Source organism: Microbacterium sp. 1262 (assembly GCF_040544895.1).
GTDB classification, from domain to species: domain Bacteria; phylum Actinomycetota; class Actinomycetes; order Actinomycetales; family Microbacteriaceae; genus Microbacterium; species Microbacterium plantarum.
This window is the reverse complement of sequence record NZ_JBEPKU010000001.1, coordinates 494,467-511,881: the sequence shown is the minus strand read 5'-3', so window position 1 is coordinate 511,881 and position 17,415 is coordinate 494,467. Positions and strand designations below refer to the sequence as shown.

15 protein-coding genes and 1 tRNA gene are annotated in these 17,415 nt (G+C 70.1%); 6 read left to right on the top strand and 10 right to left on the bottom strand.

Going from position 1 to position 17,415, the window contains the following annotated elements; all coding sequences use genetic code 11:
- Positions 1-63: 63 nt before the first annotated feature.
- From tmk to ABIC53_RS02335, 7 genes are all read right to left on the bottom strand, one after another.
- Positions 64-702, bottom strand: coding sequence for a dTMP kinase (tmk, locus tag ABIC53_RS02365; protein WP_354450194.1), 639 nt, complete (start codon positions 700-702; stop codon positions 64-66).
- Positions 699-3,404, bottom strand: a complete 2,706-nt coding sequence (gene topA, locus ABIC53_RS02360; protein ID WP_354450192.1) for a type I DNA topoisomerase — start codon at positions 3,402-3,404, stop codon at positions 699-701. Before topA ends, tmk begins: the two co-directional genes overlap by 4 nt.
- Before the next feature lie 352 nt (positions 3,405-3,756).
- On the bottom strand, positions 3,757-4,074 hold the full coding sequence (locus ABIC53_RS02355; protein WP_354450190.1) for a helicase: 318 nt from the start codon (positions 4,072-4,074) through the stop codon (positions 3,757-3,759).
- Entirely contained in the window at positions 4,074-4,382 is a 309-nt protein-coding gene (locus ABIC53_RS02350) for a TadE family type IV pilus minor pilin (protein WP_354450189.1), read from the bottom strand. Before ABIC53_RS02350 ends, ABIC53_RS02355 begins: the two co-directional genes overlap by 1 nt.
- Positions 4,383-4,408: 26 nt before the next feature.
- A complete protein-coding gene (locus ABIC53_RS02345) occupies positions 4,409-4,609 on the bottom strand; it encodes a DUF4244 domain-containing protein (protein WP_114588405.1) in 201 nt (66 codons plus the stop codon).
- 96 nt (positions 4,610-4,705) lie between these two features.
- Positions 4,706-5,605 (bottom strand): type II secretion system F family protein, encoded by a 900-nt coding sequence (locus tag ABIC53_RS02340; RefSeq protein WP_354450187.1) that lies wholly within the window; start codon positions 5,603-5,605, stop codon positions 4,706-4,708.
- On the bottom strand, positions 5,602-6,618 hold the full coding sequence (locus ABIC53_RS02335) for a TadA family conjugal transfer-associated ATPase (RefSeq protein ID WP_354450185.1): 1,017 nt from the start codon (positions 6,616-6,618) through the stop codon (positions 5,602-5,604). Before ABIC53_RS02335 ends, ABIC53_RS02340 begins: the two co-directional genes overlap by 4 nt.
- A 106-nt stretch (positions 6,619-6,724) precedes the next feature.
- On the opposite strand from ABIC53_RS02335, the gene ABIC53_RS02330 reads away from it, so the two are divergent.
- The gene (locus ABIC53_RS02330; protein WP_354450183.1) at positions 6,725-7,996 is read left to right on the top strand and encodes an MFS transporter; all 1,272 of its coding nucleotides are present in this window, start codon (positions 6,725-6,727) and stop codon (positions 7,994-7,996) included.
- Between the two features lie 287 nt (positions 7,997-8,283).
- A complete protein-coding gene (acs, locus tag ABIC53_RS02325; protein WP_354450181.1) occupies positions 8,284-10,248 on the top strand; it encodes an acetate--CoA ligase in 1,965 nt (654 codons plus the stop codon).
- A 22-nt stretch (positions 10,249-10,270) separates the two neighbouring features.
- Here acs and ABIC53_RS02320 read toward each other — a convergent pair whose 3' ends face one another.
- The 3 genes from ABIC53_RS02320 to sp36 form a co-directional block, all read right to left on the bottom strand.
- Positions 10,271-12,010: a Na+/H+ antiporter gene (locus ABIC53_RS02320; protein WP_114588411.1), complete on the bottom strand. Its 1,740-nt coding sequence runs from the start codon at positions 12,008-12,010 to the stop codon at positions 10,271-10,273.
- Positions 12,011-12,112: 102 nt separating this feature from the next.
- Complete coding sequence (locus tag ABIC53_RS02315; protein WP_354450179.1) at positions 12,113-12,580, bottom strand: RidA family protein; 468 nt, start codon at positions 12,578-12,580, stop codon at positions 12,113-12,115.
- Positions 12,577-12,798: a Sp36 family protein gene (gene sp36, locus ABIC53_RS02310; protein ID WP_094261190.1), complete on the bottom strand. Its 222-nt coding sequence runs from the start codon at positions 12,796-12,798 to the stop codon at positions 12,577-12,579. Before sp36 ends, ABIC53_RS02315 begins: the two co-directional genes overlap by 4 nt.
- A 107-nt stretch (positions 12,799-12,905) precedes the next feature.
- Here sp36 and ABIC53_RS02305 point away from each other — a divergent pair, with 107 nt between their 5' ends.
- From ABIC53_RS02305 to ABIC53_RS02290, 4 genes are all read left to right on the top strand, one after another.
- Positions 12,906-15,446, top strand: coding sequence for a transglycosylase domain-containing protein (locus tag ABIC53_RS02305; RefSeq protein WP_354450177.1), 2,541 nt, complete (start codon positions 12,906-12,908; stop codon positions 15,444-15,446).
- On the top strand, positions 15,446-16,375 hold the full coding sequence (locus ABIC53_RS02300) for a metallophosphoesterase (RefSeq protein ID WP_274178741.1): 930 nt from the start codon (positions 15,446-15,448) through the stop codon (positions 16,373-16,375). Before ABIC53_RS02305 ends, ABIC53_RS02300 begins: the two co-directional genes overlap by 1 nt.
- A gap of 48 nt (positions 16,376-16,423) precedes the next feature.
- Positions 16,424-16,497, top strand: a tRNA-Pro gene (locus ABIC53_RS02295).
- A gap of 61 nt (positions 16,498-16,558) precedes the next feature.
- Positions 16,559-17,323 (top strand): HAD-IIB family hydrolase, encoded by a 765-nt coding sequence (locus ABIC53_RS02290; RefSeq protein ID WP_274178742.1) that lies wholly within the window; start codon positions 16,559-16,561, stop codon positions 17,321-17,323.
- Positions 17,324-17,415 lie beyond the last annotated feature (92 nt).

Genomic DNA, 17,415 nt, shown 5'->3' with positions numbered 1-17,415 from the left:
CGGGGAGCCTCCGACGTCGGTTACCCCACGCCGCGCGGGCCGCGGCCCGCCGTCCGCGCCGGCTCAGCCGCGCAGCGAGCGTTCGACGCGCGCGCGGATCTCGACGGACAGGTCGACCGGTGGACGGGATGCGTCGAGCACGAGGAACCGCTCGGGCTCCGCTGCGGCGAGCCCGAGGAAGGCGGTGCGCACACGCTCGTGGAAGTCCGCCTTCTCGGCCTCGAGCCGGTCGAACGGTTTGTCGTCGGCGTCGAGACGTGCCCGGGCGGCGGCGGGATCGAGGTCGAGCAGCACCGTGATGTCGGGCAGCGCGCCGTCGGTGGCCCACAGCGAGAGGTCGCGCACCTCGCCCGCATCCAGGACCCGTCCGGCCCCTTGGTAGGCCACGGACGAATCGAGGTACCGATCCTGCACGACCACGGCGCCGCGGTCGAGGGCCGGACGGACCACGGTCGCGACGTGGTGAGCACGGTCGGCGGCGTACAGCAGGGCTTCGGCGCGCGGAGCGATGTCTCCCCGGTGGTGCAGGACGATGTCGCGAATGAGCACGCCCACGTCGCTGCCGCCCGGCTCGCGCGTGCGAACGACCTCGCGTCCGCTCTCGCGGAGCCAGGCCTCGAGAGCGGTCGCCTGGGTCGTCTTCCCCGACCCGTCGCCGCCCTCGAGGGTGATCCAGAGTCCGCGGTCGGCGGAGCCGGTCACTTCTTCTTTGCCGCGGGCTTGCGCGTTGTCGTGGTCTTGCGCGCCGCCGTCTTGCGCTTGGGTGCCGGCCCCTTGGCGCGCTTGTCGGCGAGCAGCTGCACGGCGCGTTCGAACGTGACCTCTTCGGCGTTCTCACCGCGCGGGATCGTCGCGTTGGTCTCGCCGTCGGTGACGTAGGGGCCGAAGCGGCCGTCCTTCAGCTTGATCGGCTTGCCGCTGGTGGGGTCGGCCTCGAACTCCTTGAGCGCACTGGACGCCGCACGAGCGCCGTACTTGGGCTGCGCGTAAGCGGCGAGGGCTTCCTCGAGCGTGATGTCGAACAGCTGCTGCTCGCTCGCGAGCGTGCGCGAGTCGGTGCCCTTCTTCAGGTACGGACCGTAGCGGCCGTTCTGTGCGGTGATCTCGTTGCCCGACTCGGGGTCGACGCCCACGACGCGAGGAAGCGACAGCAGCTTGAGCGCCTGTTCGAGGTCGACCGTGTCGACGCTCATCGACTTGAACAGCGACGCGGTCCGCGGCTTCGGGGCCGCTTCCTTCTTCTTCGTCGTCTTCTTCTTGGCGGGGGCGACCTCGCCGGTCGCCTCGTCGACGGTCTCCTCGGGCTCGGGCTCGAGCTCCTGCACGTAAGGGCCGAAGCGTCCGTCCTTGACGACGATGAGCTTGCCGTTCTCGGGGTTCTCACCGAGGACGCGGTCACCGGCGACGGGAGCGTCGATGAGTTCCTGCGCCTTCTCGGGCGTCAGCTCGTCGGGCGCGAGGTCGTCCGGGACGTTGACGATGCGCGTCTCGCCCTCGCCGACGGGGACGTCGAGGTACGGCCCGTACTTGCCGAACCGCAGGGTCGCCACGTCGCCGATGGGCGTCGCGTTGAGCTCGCGGGCGTCGATGTCACCGAGGTTCTCGACGATGTTGCGCAGGCCCACGTGGTTGTCCGAGCCGAAGTAGAACTCCTTCAGCCACGCCTCGCGCGCCTGCTCACCCCGGGCGATGGCGTCGAGGTCGTCTTCGAGCGCCGCCGTGAAGTCGTAGTCGACGAGGTCGGAGAAGTGCTGCTCGAGCAGCCGCACGACGCTGAACGAGAGCCAGCTGGGGACGAGCGCCTGGCCACGCTTGGTGACGTAGCCGCGCTCGAGGATGACGTCGATGATGCTCGCGAAGGTCGACGGACGGCCGATGCCCTTCTCCTCGAGCGCCTTGACGAGGCTCGCCTCGGTGTAGCGGGGCTTGGGACTCGTCGCATGGCCCTTGGGCTCGACATCCGACAGCGCGAGCTCGTCGCCCACGGCGACGGGCGGCAGCGACTGGTCGGCGGAGCGGTCGTTGTCGCCGCGCTTCTCGTCGTTGCCCTCTTCGTACGCCTCGAGGAAGCCCTTGAAGGTGTAGACGGTTCCGGATGCCGTGAAAGCGGCCCGCTTGCCGGCTGCGTCGACCTCGAGCGTGACGGTCGTGGTCTCGTACTTCGCGTCGGACATCTGGCTGGCGACGGTGCGCTTCCAGATGAGGTCGTACAGGCGCTGCTCGTCGCGGTCGAGACCGGACGCGACGGATGCAGGCGTGCGGAACTCCTCGCCCGACGGGCGGATCGCCTCGTGCGCCTCCTGGGCGTTCTTGGCGTTGTTGCGGTACGAGCGCGGGCTCGCGGGAACCGCACGGTCGCCGTACAGCGCGACCGCCTGCGTGCGCGCGGCCGTCACGGCCTGCGCCGAGAGCGCGGTCGAGTCGGTGCGCATATAGGTGATGTAGCCCTTCTCGTAGAGACGCTGGGCGACGCTCATCGCGTGCTTGGCGCTCATCGAGAGCTTGCGGCCGGCCTCCTGCTGCATCGTGGAGGTCGTGAAGGGCGGCTTGGGGCTGCGGGTTCCGGGCTTGGCCTCGACCGCGGTGACGGCGGCGGTGGCGGCTTTCTCGATCGCTGCGGCGAGCTCGCGGGCGTCCTTCTCGCTGAGGACGACGACCGCCTTCTTCAGCGAGCCGGCGTCGTCGAAGTCGGTGCCGCGGGCCAGCGGGGCGCCGTCGAGACGCGCGAGGCGGGTCGAGAACGAGCCGCCGTCCTTCGCCGCGTGGGCCTCGATGTCCCAGTACGACGCCGAGACGAACGACATCCGCTCGCGCTCGCGCTCGACGACCATGCGGGTCGCGGCGGACTGCACGCGGCCGGCGCTCAGCGCCTGACCGTCGCGGCCGGAGCCGATCTTGCGCCAGAGCACGGGTGAGACGTCCCACCCGTACAGGCGGTCGAGGACGCGGCGGGTCTCCTGCGCGTTGACGAGTGCGAGGTCGAGCTCGCGGGTGTTGTCGGCAGCCGCGCGGATGGCGTCCTTGGTGATCTCGTGGAAGACCATGCGCTTGACCGGGACCTTGGGCTTGAGCACCTCAAGCAGGTGCCAGGCGATCGCCTCGCCCTCGCGGTCTTCATCGGTGGCGAGCAGGACCTCGTCGGCGTCCTTCAGGGCGCGCTTGAGCTCGGCAACGGTCTTGGTCTTGCGATCGCTGACCACGTAATACGCATCGAAGCCGTTCTCGACGTCGATGGAGTACTTGCCGTACGCCTGCTTCTTGTCGGCCGGGATGTCCTCTTTCTTAGCGAGGTCCCGGATGTGCCCGACCGAGCTGAGCACTTCGTACTCGTCGCCCAGGTAGCCCTGGATCGACTTCATCTTGGTCGGGGACTCGACGATGACGAGTTTCTTGCCGCCTGCCACGAGTCTTCCTTTCTCCAGCGCACACCATACACGCGCCACACGGTGGAGGACGCTGGGAACGGCGCGCCATATCCTCGCGTCGGCATGCCGGGGCTCACGGGCCGCGCGGGCGCGCGCGTGCACGCGAAATACACCCTTCACAGGCCCGCCTGGCGACGGCAGGATGCGACGGGGTTCAGCCGGGAATCACGCATTGCGGATCACCCCCACGCGGCGGATGACGGACGCCCCCTACGATCGCAGCAAGCCGGCGGTTCCTGATCAGTCCCACTCGGCCAGGCCCGGTGGCTGAGGCGACCGGGCCGCTCCCCTGGGTGGCGGGTTCACGACCGCGGTCGAGACATCGAATGAGTCACTCCGGCGGGCCGGCCCGGGCGCGCGCCTGAACGGCGAACACGCCGGCCGACGACGCGACCGCGACGGTCGCGACCACGCCGTCCACCTCGCACGCTGTGAGCGCGAGCCCCGACCGTGCGACGACTTGCCCGGCTCGCTCGCACGGCACTCCCCCGACGAACCCGAGCGCGGCATCGGCCGCCGCGAGCGCCGCCGTGTCGGCGACGGCAGACACCCGCGCCGACTGGATCCCCGCGACTCCCGCCAGGGCGCAGCCCGCGGCGACCGTCGCCGTCACCGCCAGAACGCCGATGGCCGTCGCAACGCCCGCCATCAGAGCCCTCCGGTGAGCGCGCAGCTCTCCGCGCGCAGTGACGGCAGCGGCAGCGGGATCGCATGATCGGCCGTCACGATCGCGCACGTGAGGTCCGCGTCGGATCGCACGTCGAGCGCGGCGCCCCCTGCCGCTGCCTGCACCGCCGCCGCCGCCCGCCCCGGAACCTCGCCGCGCGCGACGAGCCGCGCGGCCTGAGCAGCCGCATGCTCGAGCCGGATCTGCGTGCCCGCCGCCGCCAACACGGCGACGGCGAGCAGCACCAGGAGCATCGCCGCCGGAACGACGACCGCGAATTCGGCGGCCACCGAACCGCGCTCGTCTCGGCAGAACCTCATTCGACGGTCAACGCCCGCCGCACGAGATCGGTGAGGATGCCGCGCACCTCGTCGCTGCGCATGATCATCACCAGCAGGCCCGCGAAGGCGACGGCGGCCATCGTCGCGATGGCGTACTCCGCGGTCGCGGCGCCGGACTCGTCGGCGAAGAGCCTCGCGGCGCGCGCTCGTGTCAATCGAGGAAGGGATCGGTTCATGTCTGCTCCGTTCTGTCGTTGAGTGTTCGGATCGGGCACGGTGGGCACGGTCTGGGTCTGGTCGGACGCGATCGAGCTCGCGCGGGGGTGGCGGAGTCACAGCGTCACCGAGGTGCTCGTCATCGCGCTGAGAAGCATCGGCGCGACGCCGATGAGAAGAAACGCGGGCAGTGTGCAGACCCCGAGCGGCAGTAGCAGCCGTGATGTCAGCTGCGCCGCCCGCATCCGCCCCTCGATGCGGGCGCGGTGACGCTCGAGCTCCGCGGTGGCCCGCAGAAGATCCACCGCGGGCACGCCTGCCGAGGTCGACAGATCCAGGACGTCGCGGTCGGCATCCGCCGGCGAGACGTCGACGGACGCCAGTACCTCCTCTGCGCGGCCGATCGACACGCCGCTCGACAGCGCGACCGCGAGGAGCTCCGCCGACATTCCGGGAACGCCGCCAGCAGGGCGGGCGCGAGCCACGAGACGACGTGTCCACACGTGCGCGCCCACCATCAGCAGCGCCCCGACGACGAGGCACGCGGCGCCTACGGGGTGCTGCAGCGTGGCGAGCACATCGAAGCCGAGCAGCAAAGCCAGCGCGACCGCCACGAGCGGCAGCCACCCGACCAGGCGCGCCGTGGCCGCCGGCTCGGCGAGCGCGACGCGGATGTCGTCACGAGCTGCCTCGGCGTCGCGGAGCGCCTCGGCCATCCCGCGCAGCGTGCGCGCGAGCGGGGCGCCCACCGTCGTCGCGACCTGCCAGGCTTCGGCGACCTCGCGCCAGGCGCCCTCCTCGGCAGCGATGGCGTCGGCGAGCGGTCGGCCCGCTCGTCGTCGTTCGTGCACGCGCCGAGGTGCCGAGTCACCCGAGGCGGCGAGGTGCTCCCAGGCCCGGTCGGGTGCGATGCCTGCTTCGAGGAGCACGGCGAGACGATGCAGGACGGGTGCGACATCCGCCGCTGCAGCATCCGACTCAGCCGCGGAACGGCGCCAGCGCCAAGTCCGCGTCATGCCTGTTCCTCGATTCCGAGGCGCCCGTCCCGGAGGACCGGGCGGGCGATCCCCATGACCCGTCGCACACCGTCGACGTTTCCTACGTGGACGACCGCGCCGATCGCGCTCACCACCTGGCGGGCGACGCCGTGATCGTCGAGGCCCGCCAGCGCACCGAGCGCCTCGAGCCGGGCCGGGACGTCGGCCAGACCGCTCGCGTGCACCGTCCCTGCTCCGCCCTGGTGCCCCGTGTTGAGGGCAGTCAGCAACTCGCGGACCTCTTCGCCGCGGCACTCGCCCACCACGAGCCGATCGGGCCGCATGCGCAGCGCCTCCCGGACCAGCCGAGCGAGCGGCACAGCTCCGGCGCCTTCGAGATTGGGCTGGCGCGCCTCGAGCCTCACATGGTGCGGGTGATCGAGCCGAAGCTCGGCGACATCCTCGATCGTGACGATCCGGTCGGTCGGGCTCGCGGCCGAGAGCAGCGCTGCGAGGAGCGTCGTCTTGCCGGCGCCCGTCGCCCCTGTGACGAGGAGGTTGGTCCGCTCCTCGACGAGCCGACGAAGGTCCGCGGCGACCGCGGTGTCGAACATGCCTCGCTGCTCGAGATCGGCGAGACTCAGTTGCTCGGCGGCGGGGAGCCGGATCGAGATCACCGACCCCTCGCAGGCCACCGGCGAAAGCACGGCGTGCACCCGGATGCCGCCGGCCCAGCGCACGTCGGCACAGGGCGTAGCGTCGTCGAGATGACGCCCGCCGAGGGCGATCAACGCGACGGCGAGAGCGCGCACCTCCGCCTCATTCGGACACCACCCCTCGACGGCCTCGGCGCCCCGGCCGCGGTCGATGAAGACGCCGCGTTCCCCGTTGACGAAGACGTCCGTCACATCGGGATCGAGCAGGTACTCGCGCAACGGGTCGAGCGCCGCATCATCGGGGAGCTGTCGCCGCGGTCCCGGCACCGACGCCGGTTCGCCGCGTGAGGGCGCAGCGGAGCCCGGGCGCGGAACGACGACGAATGCTGATGCCATGCCCCGACACTAGAAAGCGCCCCCGCCCTCATTCGCGGGCTGCCGCCATTCGTGGCACAAGCCGTGTCTTATCCCCGCTGGGGAGGAACCGGAACGAGACACTGGCATGGTGGTTCAGGACGAGTCGACCGGTGCGGTTCACCGCAACACGGGCTTCCGATGGTTGTGGGCGTCGAATGCCCTCCAGGAGACCGGACGCCAGTTCGCGACACTCGCCCTGTCGGTGACGGCGGTGGCCGTCCTCGGAGCCGAGGCGTGGCAGGTCGGCGTCATCTCCGCGCTGGGTCTGAGCGCCTATCTCGTGATCGGTCTCCCGGCGGGCGTCTGGGTCGACCGGTGGCCTAAGAGGCCCATCCTCGTGGGCACCGAGCTCATCCGGGCTGTCGCTGCGGCGAGCGTCGCGGTCGCGTACATCGCCGGCTGGCTCTCGGTGTGGCAGCTCATGGCGGTCGCCGCAATCATCAGCGTGACGTCGGTATTCTCCGACACGGCGCAGACGGCGTTCACCCCGGCCATCGTCGGGCCGTCGCGGGTATCCGAGGCAACGGCTCGAATCCAGTCGACCGACGCCTCGATGCAAGTCGTCGGCCCCGCGCTGGCAGCAGCCGTGCTCACACGCCTGGCGGCACCGCTCCTCTACGTCATCACGTCGGTCACCGGCATCCTGGCCGCCGTCGCGGCCTCGCTCATCCGCGCACCGGAGCCTCGCGAGAAGGGTGTCGCCCCTCCCCCGTTCTGGGCGTCGCTCGTCGAGGGGATCGCGTTCGTCCGGCGGCATCCCGTTCTCCGGACCATGCTCGTCACGAATGCCCTCATCAACGCCGGCGCCGGCGTCTTCGCAACGCTGATCGTTCTCGTCGCGCTCGACGACCTCGGGATGACCGCGAGCGGCTACGCGCTCGCGAGCGGCATCGGAGCGACCGGCGCCATCATCGGTTCGCTCGTCGCCATGCGGATCCGCAACCGCCTGGGTCCCATCCGGACGATGCTCGTCGGATACTGCCTGCTTCCCGTGGCCGCGCTGATCCTGCCATCCGCGTACGTGGTGCCGCTTCCCTCGGTCGTGTTCGTCGCGGGGTCGAGCTTCGCCTTCGGCCTGATCGTCGTGACGACGATGATCAGCTCCGCCGGCCTGCGCGCCGAGGTGACTCCGCCGCAGCTGATGGGACGCGCCACCGCCGCGAACCGATTCGTCACGCAGGGCGCCATGCCCCTCGGGGCACTCGTCGCGGGCATCGTCGGCAGCGCGGCATCGAACGGTGTCGCCCTGTTGCTGTCGCCTCTGCTGCTGACACTCGCAGCGGCCGCGTTCGCTCTCTCGCCGCTGCGGCCCCACCGTGCGCTGCCGGACGAGTGGAAGCACCACCTCGCCGCGTGAAACCCGCGACAAAAAGAAGAAGGACGGCACCCCACATTGGGGGATAGGGGTGCCGCCCACGCAACGTCCCGCCGCTTGGGGGGTAGGTCGGGCCGCCACGGGCGCGAACGATGTCGCAGCCGGGATCAGCTTACGCTGTCGAACCGGCTGCGACCCAATCACCGCACCCCCGCGCCACCGTCGGCATGACCACCCACTATCGGCGGTAGTCTCCTGATCTCGCCGCGGTCTAGATTGACCGCACGCCGCCCGCGCGCGGCGCCATCGACCGCGAAGGAGCGTGCCGTATGAGCAGCCAGATCGACCACCTGCTGACCGAGACCCGACGGTTCGCGCCGTCGCCCGAGTTCGCCGCATCCGCCGTCGGCACCGCCGAGCTCTACGAGCGCGCCGCGGCCGACCGCGAGGGATTCTGGGCCGACCAGGCCCGGGAGCTCCACTGGCACAAGCCCTTCACCCAGGTGCTCGACTGGTCGAATCCCCCGTTCGCGGAGTGGTTCGCCGACGGAGAGCTGAACGTCGCGTACAACTGCCTCGACCGTCACGTCGAGGCCGGCCTCGGTGACCGCGTCGCACTGCTGTGGGAGGGCGAGCCGGGCGATGACCGCGCCGTGACCTACGGCGAGCTCACCGACGAGGTGAAGCGCCTCGCCAACGTCCTGACCGAGCTCGGGATCGAGAAGGGCGACCGCGTCGCGATTTACATGCCGATGATCCCCGAGGCCGTCGCCGCGATGCTCGCCGTCGCCCGCGTCGGCGCCGTGCACTCGGTCGTGTTCGGCGGGTTCTCCGCCGACAGCCTGCGGACCCGCATCGACGACGCCGGAGCCAAGCTCGTCATCACCGCCGACGGCGGCTATCGCAAGGGCAAGGTCTCGCCGCTCAAGCCCGCCGTCGACCAGGCGCTGGCCGACCGGGGCGCAGGTCCGCAGCTCACGGTCGAGCACGTCATCGTCGTACGGCGCGGCGGCAACGACATCGAGTGGAACGAGGAGCGCGACCTGTGGTGGCACGACGTCGTGCCCGCGGCATCCCCCGATCACGAGGCGCAGGCGTTCCCCGCCGAGAATCCGCTGTTCATCCTGTACACCTCGGGCACGACGGGAAAGCCGAAGGGCATCCTGCACACCTCCGGCGGATACCTGACGCAGGCCGCGTTCACCAACCGCGTCGTGCACGACCTGCACGCGGAGACGGACGTCTACTGGTGCACCGCCGACATCGGGTGGGTCACCGGCCACAGCTACGTCACGTACGGCCCGCTCGCCAACGGCGCGACGCAGGTGCTCTACGAGGGAACTCCCGACACGCCCCACTCGGGCCGCTCGTGGGAGATCATCCAGAAGTACGGCGTGACGATCTACTACACCGCCCCCACCGCGATCCGCTCGTTCATGAAGGTCGGCCGACAGGTTCCGGCGGAGTACGACCTGTCGAGCATCCGCCTGCTCGGCTCGGTGGGTGAGCCCATCAACCCCGAGGCGTGGATGTGGTACCGCAAGGTCATCGGCGGCAAGAAGGCGCCCATCGTCGACACGTGGTGGCAGACCGAGACCGGCGCGATCATGATCTCCGCGCTGCCGGGGGTTACCGAGACCAAGCCCGGATCGGCGCAGGTCGCGCTGCCCGGCATCTCGATCGATGTGGTCGACGAGGAGGGCAACCGCGTGGGCGAGGGCAACGGCGGGCTGCTCGTCATCACCGAGCCCTGGCCGAGCATGCTGCGCGGCATCTGGGGCGACCCCGACCGCTTCGTCGAGACGTATTGGGAGAAGTTCCAGAAGCAGGGCTACTACTTCGCCGGCGACGGCGCCCGGCTCGACGACGACGGCGACATCTGGCTCATGGGCCGCGTCGACGACGTCATGAACGTCTCGGGCCACCGCCTGTCGACGACCGAGATCGAATCCGCGCTCGTCGCCCACGAGTCCACCGCCGAGGCTGCGGTCGTCGGAGCCTCGGACGAGACCACGGGCCAGGCCGTCGTGGCGTTCGTCATCATCAAGCAGAGCTACCTCGACGCGCACTCCCCCGACGGTCTCGCGACGTCGCTCCGGCAGTGGGTCGGCGAGCAGATCGGACCCATCGCACGGCCCCGCGACGTCTACATCGTCGGCGAGTTGCCGAAGACCCGCTCGGGCAAGATCATGCGACGACTGCTGCGGGATGTCGCCGAGGGCCGGGAGGTCGGCGACACCACGACACTCGCCGACACCGCGGTGATGTCGGTCATCAGCGCACAGCTGAAGTAGCCCGCGCGCGGGCTCGATCGCGTCACTCGGCGTCGCGATCGAGCCCGCGGGCCCGGATCTCCTCGATGTCGAGGTCGGCGAGGATGCGGCGTGCCACGAGGTCGTCGATCGTGCCGTCACGCCGCAGGCGCAGCAGCACCTCGCGCTTGCGATCGAGCATCGCCAGCCGCAGCCGCGTCGCCTCCCGGTGCCGGATGAGCGGCGAGCGCTGCGTCAAGTCGATGTCGTCGCTCACGGCGAGCATCTCGAGCTGCGGCGCGGGCCGATGCCCGTCCCCGTCCGACGGTCCCGGCGGCACGGGGCCCATGCGCGACGCATCCTCGTCGGACGAGTCGTCGTCGATGTCGGCATCCGGGTCGCGTTCCTCCGCCGCCCGCTGGCGCGCGACGGCGCGGGCGTTGGCGAGCTCGAGGCGTTCGTAGCCCTCGTGCCGGGCACGGTCGCGGACACGATCGCTGACCCCGTGCTCCGCCGCGAGGTCGTCGAGTGCTGCGAGAGCGGCGCCCGAGATCGCGCGTTGCGCGAGCTCGTACTCCTCGATCGCCGCGTCGTCGGCGGGGAGCTTCGCCCACCGGATGACGACGGGCAGCAACGGCCCCTGCACGAGCAGCGTGAGCACGATGACCCCCGCGGTGACGAACACGATCGAATCGCGTCCCTCGACCGGCTCCCCTGAAGCCGTCGTGATCGGCACCGACAGCGCGATGGCGAGCGACACGGCGCCGCGGAACCCCGACACCGTGCTGACGACCCGCGAGCGATGACGCAGCGATCTGCTCGACCCGGCCGCCGGGCGCGAGAAGGGCGAGAACAGCCACTGGAACAGGTAGCGCACGACGAAGAGGGCGACCCACGCCGCAAGAGTGACGAGAAGCAGGATGCCGATCTCCGACGGCGAGATCTCATGCAGCACCAGCTGGACCTCGAGGCCGATGAGCACGAACAGCGCTCCGTTGAGCAGGTACACCCCGAACGGCCAGGTGGCATCGGCGGCACGGCGCGACATGGCAGTCGTGATGCGCGGCGACACCCAGGCGACGATGAGCCCCGCGAAGACCACCGCGAGCACGCCGGACGCCTCAATCAGCTCGGCGATGAGGAACGCGACGAACGGGACGAGCAGCAGCGTCAGGTTGATCGTCAGAGTCGACTGCATCCGCCGCAGCGCGAGGAAGGCGAGGGCCGCGACGGCGATGCCGGCCGCAGCGCCGCCGAGGTACGAGAGGAGCACCATGCCCGTGATCGAGAGGGCGCTGACCTGGTCGCCGAGCAGGAGCGAGACCGCGATGGCGTAGAGGACGAGGGCGGTGCCGTCGTTCGTGAGGCTCTCCGCCTTGAGCTTCATGAAGGTGCGGGCGGGCAGCAGCCGGCCGAGCGCGGCCACCGCGGTGGCGTCGGGCGGCGCCACGGCCGCCCCGAGCACGAGCGCGGCCTCCCACGGCACCCCCAGCCAAGTCGCGACCGCCGCGACGGCGAACGCCGAGGCGACGACGAGCAGGGTGCTCATCGGCACGATGTAGCGCAGCGACCGGCGGACTGAGCGGAGCGACGTCGTCCACGCCTCGCGGAACAGCAGCACCGGCAGGAAGAGCAGCAGCACCGTCTCCGGCGGCAGCTCTATCGCCCGCAGCTCGGGCACGAACCCGAGCAGCAGACCGATCACGAGCAGCACCAGCGGCGTCGCGACGCGCAGCCGCGGCGCCAGGACGGTTCCGACCAGAAGGGCGATGCCCAGAAGAACCGTGACCTCGAGTCCCTGCATCCCTACCGCCCTTCCGCGTGGTCCACACCAGAGCGTAGAGCCGCGAGCGACCGCACGGGCGGTGTTCCGGCCGAGGTTCGCGGTGGGCGGAGAGCGCGAGGATCAGACCAGGGCGAAGACGACCTCGACCTCGACGGGCGAGTCGAGCGGGAGCACGGGCACCCCGACCGCCGACCGCGCGTGACGACCGGCGTCGCCGAAGATCTCGCCCAGCACCTCGCTCGCACCGTTGATGACACCGGGCTGTCCCGTGAACTCGGGGACGGACGCCACGAACCCGGTCACCTTCACGACCCGAGCGAGGTTGTCAACACCGCCGGCCACATCCGCCGCGGCGGCGATGGCGTTGAGCGCGCACTGACGCGCGAGTTGCTTGGCCGCGTCGGCGGCGACGTGACCGTCGCCCTCGCCGACCTTGCCGGTCGCGGGCAGCGAGCCGTCGACCATGGGCAGCTGCCCGGAGGTGTAGACGAGACCGTCGTGCTCAGTCGCGGGGATGTAGGCGGCGACGGGCGGGACGACGGGCGGAAGCTGGATGCCGAGCTCGGCCAGACGCGCCGAGACGCTCATGCGCCCGTGCCCTCGAACTGCTGGGCCGCCTGGTGGGCCGCCCCGAGACCGGCGTTGGCTGCTCCCCCGCCCACGGGACGCTTGAAGTAGGCGACGAGCCCGCCCTCGGGTCCAGGAACGACCTGCACGAGCTCCCAGCCCTGCTTGCCCCAGTTGTTGAGGATCGCCGCGGTGTTGTGGATCAGCAGGGGCGTGGTGAGGTACTCCCACGTCGTCATCGGGGCTCCGATCTGTGGCTTTCGCTCGCGCGCCGGCATGCGCGGAGGCACGCGCGCAAGGGGTGGTCCTGAGGCGGATGCCCAGGTATCTCGCTTACGATCACCCTATGCCTCACAAGAAACGCACGGCCACCGGTGTGCTCGGCGGTCTCGCCGGCCTGGTCGGCCTGAGCGCTGTGGCCGGGATCCTCGTCACGGCTACCGTAACCCCCGCCATCGCCGTGTCGGGTTACGCGGCGAGCAGCGCCATCGACGTCTTCGACAAGATGCCGAGCTACCTCGAAGTCGACGAGCTCATGCTGCCGACCGAGTTCTACCGCAAGGACAGCGACGGCAACGACGTCCTCATGACGCAGTTCTACGACCAGAACCGCATTCCCGTCACGTGGGATGAGGTCGCGCCGGTCATGTTCGACGCCATCACGTCGAGCGAGGACAAGAACTACTACACGCACGGCGGCGTCGACCTCCTCGGCACGGCGAGCGCGGTGTTCGGCAACCTGCGCGGTGGCGACACCCGCGGTGGCTCGTCGATCACCCAGCAGTACGTCAAGAACGTGCTGCAGCAGGCGTGCGAGAAGGAAGCGAAGTCGCAGGACGAGGTCGAGGCGTGCTTCCGCTCGACCACCGTCTCCTCCGGCACCGACGGCATCGAGCGCAAGCTGCAGGAGATGCGGTACGCGATCCAGCTCGAGAAGCGGTATCCGAAGAACGAGATCCTCCTCGGCTACCTGAACATCGCGCATTTCGGCGGCACCGTCTACGGCATCGGCGCGGCGTCGCAGTACTACTTCGGCGTGCCCGCCTCGCAGCTCACGATCGGCCAGGCGGCTGCGATCGCCGGCATGGTGCAGGAGCCGAACACGTACCGTCTGGATCGACCCGACAGCGAGTCGAACGGCGCCGCCAACGGCTACGAGCTGACGAAGGACCGTCAGATCTACGTGCTCAACCGCATGTTCTCGGATGGCAAGATCACGCAGGAAGAGCGGGATGCCGCTGTCGCGGAGCCGATCACCCCGAACATCCAGGAGCGCCCGCAGGGCTGCCAGCTCGCCGCCGGCGCCGAGTTCTTCTGCGAGTACGTCCGCAACATCGTCCTCGACGACCCGGCCTTCGGCGAGTCGCTCGAGGAGCGCCAACAGAACCTGCGCCGCGGCGGCATGAAGATCTACACCACTCTCGACCCGCAGCTCCAGGATGCCGCGCTCGACGCGATGTCCGTCGTGCCCGCGACCGACGACCGTCTGAACCTCGGCGCCTCTGGCGTCCAGGTCGAGGTCGGCACCGGCCGCGTGCTCTCGATGGTGCAGAATCGCCCGTTCGCGCCCACCGGAGACGACGCCGGCACGGTGACCCCGGTCAACTACAACGTGCGCAACCAGGACGGCGGCGGTGGTCACTCCGCGGGCTCGACCTACAAGGTGTTCAGCCTCATCAACTGGCTCGAGCAGGGGCACTCCGTGAACGAAGTGATCAACGGCCGTGTCGGGAACAAGCGCGTGCTGACGAGCTGCGACGGCGCCACCCAGAACGTCCGCACCGGCAACAGCGGCCGCCCGAACGAGATCGGCAACTTCCAGAGCAGCAACGGCTACTCGGGCACGATCAAGAAGTTCACCGAAGACTCGCTGAACTCGGGCTTCCTCGCGATGGCCGAGCGCATCTCGGTGTGCTCGACCAACCAGGTCGCGATGAAGATGGGCGTCATGCAGTCCAACGGCGACCCGCTGGACGTCAACAACAACCCCTATGATGTGCTGGGATCCGCGGCGGTGGCACCCATCGACATGGCGGAGGCCTACGCGGCGATTGCCGGTGGAGGCACGCGGTGCGAGCCGAAGGTCATCGACCGTGCGGTCAAGTCCGACGGCACCGACATCACGCCGCAGACGAGTTGCGACCAGGCCATCTCCGCCAACGTCGCCGCCACTGCCGCTTTCGCGCTCGAAGGCGTCATGAACGCGACGGGCCAGGGCGCCCGCATCTTCGACGGCGTGCCGGTGTTCGGCAAGACCGGTATCCACGAGTACGAGCACACCTGGATGGACGGTGCGAGCACCAAGGTGGCCACCGTGGTCTGGGTCGGCAACGTCGACGGCTTCGCGAAGCTCAACGAGTACCGCGTCAACGGCTGGCGACTCGATCAGATCCGAAACGCGATCTGGCCGAAGATGCAGGGAGCGGCGAACGCCAAGTTCGGCGGCGATCGGTTCCCGACCCCGGACACGAACCTCACGAAGAACACCCTCACGGAGCTCCCGAACGTCGTCGGTCAGAACGTCGATGAGGCGCGCGGCATCCTCGAGGCGGCCGGCTTCTCGGTGAACGTCGCCGAGCCCACCGACTCGACCGAGCCCGAAGGCCGGATCGTGTCGCAGGATCCGGGCGCGGGTCGCGCCGCGGGCGGCGCGACCATCACGATCACACCGAGCAACGGTCAGGGCGCCACGGTGCCGCCGGTGACGGGCAACCCGCAGGAGGCCGAGCGCCAACTGCGAGCCGCCGGCTTCACGAGCGTGACAACGGCGTGTACCGAGAAGGACGACCCGCCGCAGCCGACGGTGACGGGCACCAGCCCTGCCGCAGGCGAGGCGGTCGGCCGCGGGACGCAGATCACCATCGAGTACACCGCGAAGAACTGCTGATGGCAGGCGTCCGCAGGACGCTCTCCACGATCGCCACCGCCGGCGCCCTGGGCGCCGGCGGTGCGGTCGTCTGGGGGGTGGGCATCGAGCGCCATCTGTTCACCGTCCGTCGCCACGAAGTCCACGTGCTGCCCGAGGGCAGCCCCAGCATCACCGTGCTGCACCTCTCCGACGCCCACATGGCGCCGTGGCAGCAGCGCAAGCAGCGGTGGATCGCAGAGCTGGCCGAGACGACGCAGCCGGACCTGGTCATCAACACGGGCGACAACCTCGGCCATGCCCGCGGCCTCGCCGGCATCCGCCGCGCCTTTGCTCCCCTCCGCGGCGTGCCGGGCTTCTTCGTCCACGGGTCGAACGACGTGTTCGAGCCGAGCGCGCGGAACCCGCTGCGCTACTTCACGGGCCCCTCGCGTCACGCCAAAGCGGCGCCGAAAATCGACACCGCGGCGATGGACTCGTTCTTCGCCGACGACCTCGGCTGGTCCGAGCTCGACAACGCCGCCGCTGCCGTGCGCGTGGCCGGCATGCGAATCGACGGCGTCGGGGTCGACGACGCGCACCGCGACTGGGACGACCTCGACGTGCTGCCGGGCGCTCTGGCGGCCCTGCAAGGCCGCAGAAGCGCCGACCTGACCCTGGGCGTCACCCACGCCCCGTATCGCCGCGTGCTCGACCGTTTCGTGGATCTGGGGGCGGACATGGTCTTCGGCGGCCACACTCACGGCGGGCAGGTCCGCATCCCCTTCGCCTCGCGCGCCCTCGTCGCCAACTGCGATATTCCGCTCGATCAGGCGCGCGGCCTGAGCTCATGGGGTGCGGACCGTGTCCCACTCAATGTGAGCGCGGGCCTCGGTCACTCCATCTATGCGCCGGTGCGTTTCGGGTGCCGCCCCGAGGCCTCCGTGCTGGTCCTCCGCGCTCGGGCGTGAGCCGATTCGTCTTCCGAGCCGGATCGGGGTAAGCTTGGAGGGTTGCCACGGGGTGTGGCGCAGCTTGGTAGCGCGCGTCGTTCGGGACGACGAGGCCGCAGGTTCAAATCCTGTCACCCCGACAGCGAAGAGGCTCCGCCGCAAGGCGGGGCCTCTTTCATGCCACCGGAGAACGGAGCACGGATGCCCATCCCCCGACTGGTCGCCTTCGACCTCGACGACACCCTCGCTCCCTCGAAGAGCGCCATCAACCCGCGTATCGGGCGCCAGCTGCTCGATCTTGCGGCCCGCGTCGAGGTCGCGATCATCTCCGGCGGACAGCTCGCGCAGTTCACCGCGCAGGTCGTCGACCAGCTGCCCGAGACGGATGCAGACCTGCTGTCGCACTTCCACCTGCTGCCGACCTGTGGAACGCAGTACTACCGCCTCTCCCCCGCCGGCATCGAGACGGTCTACGCCCGCTCGCTGACCGATGACCAGAAGTCCCGCGCCCTCGCCGCGGTCGAGGAAGAGGCGCGTCGGCTCGGCCTGTGGGAGAGCGAGACCTGGGGCCCCATCCTCGAGGACCGTGGGTCTCAGATCACGTTCTCCGCGCTGGGCCAGCAAGCTCCCGTCGACGCGAAGATGGCGTGGGATCCCTCCGGCGAGAAGAAGAATGCGCTGCGAGCGGCGGTGGCAGACCGCATCCCCGACCTCGAGGTGCGCGCGGGCGGCTCGACGTCGGTCGACATCACCGAGCGCGGCATCGACAAGGCCTACGGCATGACGCGCCTGATCGAGCAGAGCGGCATCCCGCAGGACGACATCCTGTTCGTCGGCGACCGTCTCGACGAGAACGGCAACGACTATCCGGTGCTCGCGATGGGCGTGGCCTGCCACGCGGTCGAGGGCTGGGAAGAGACCGCCGACTTCCTCGACCAGCTCATCCCCACGCTTCCGCTGCGCTGACCCACTGACGCGGGCGACACCGCGCCACGCATTCGGGCCCCGGGCCGAGCAGCCTGACGACTGCCGGCACCGGGGCCCGTTGCTTCGCGTCC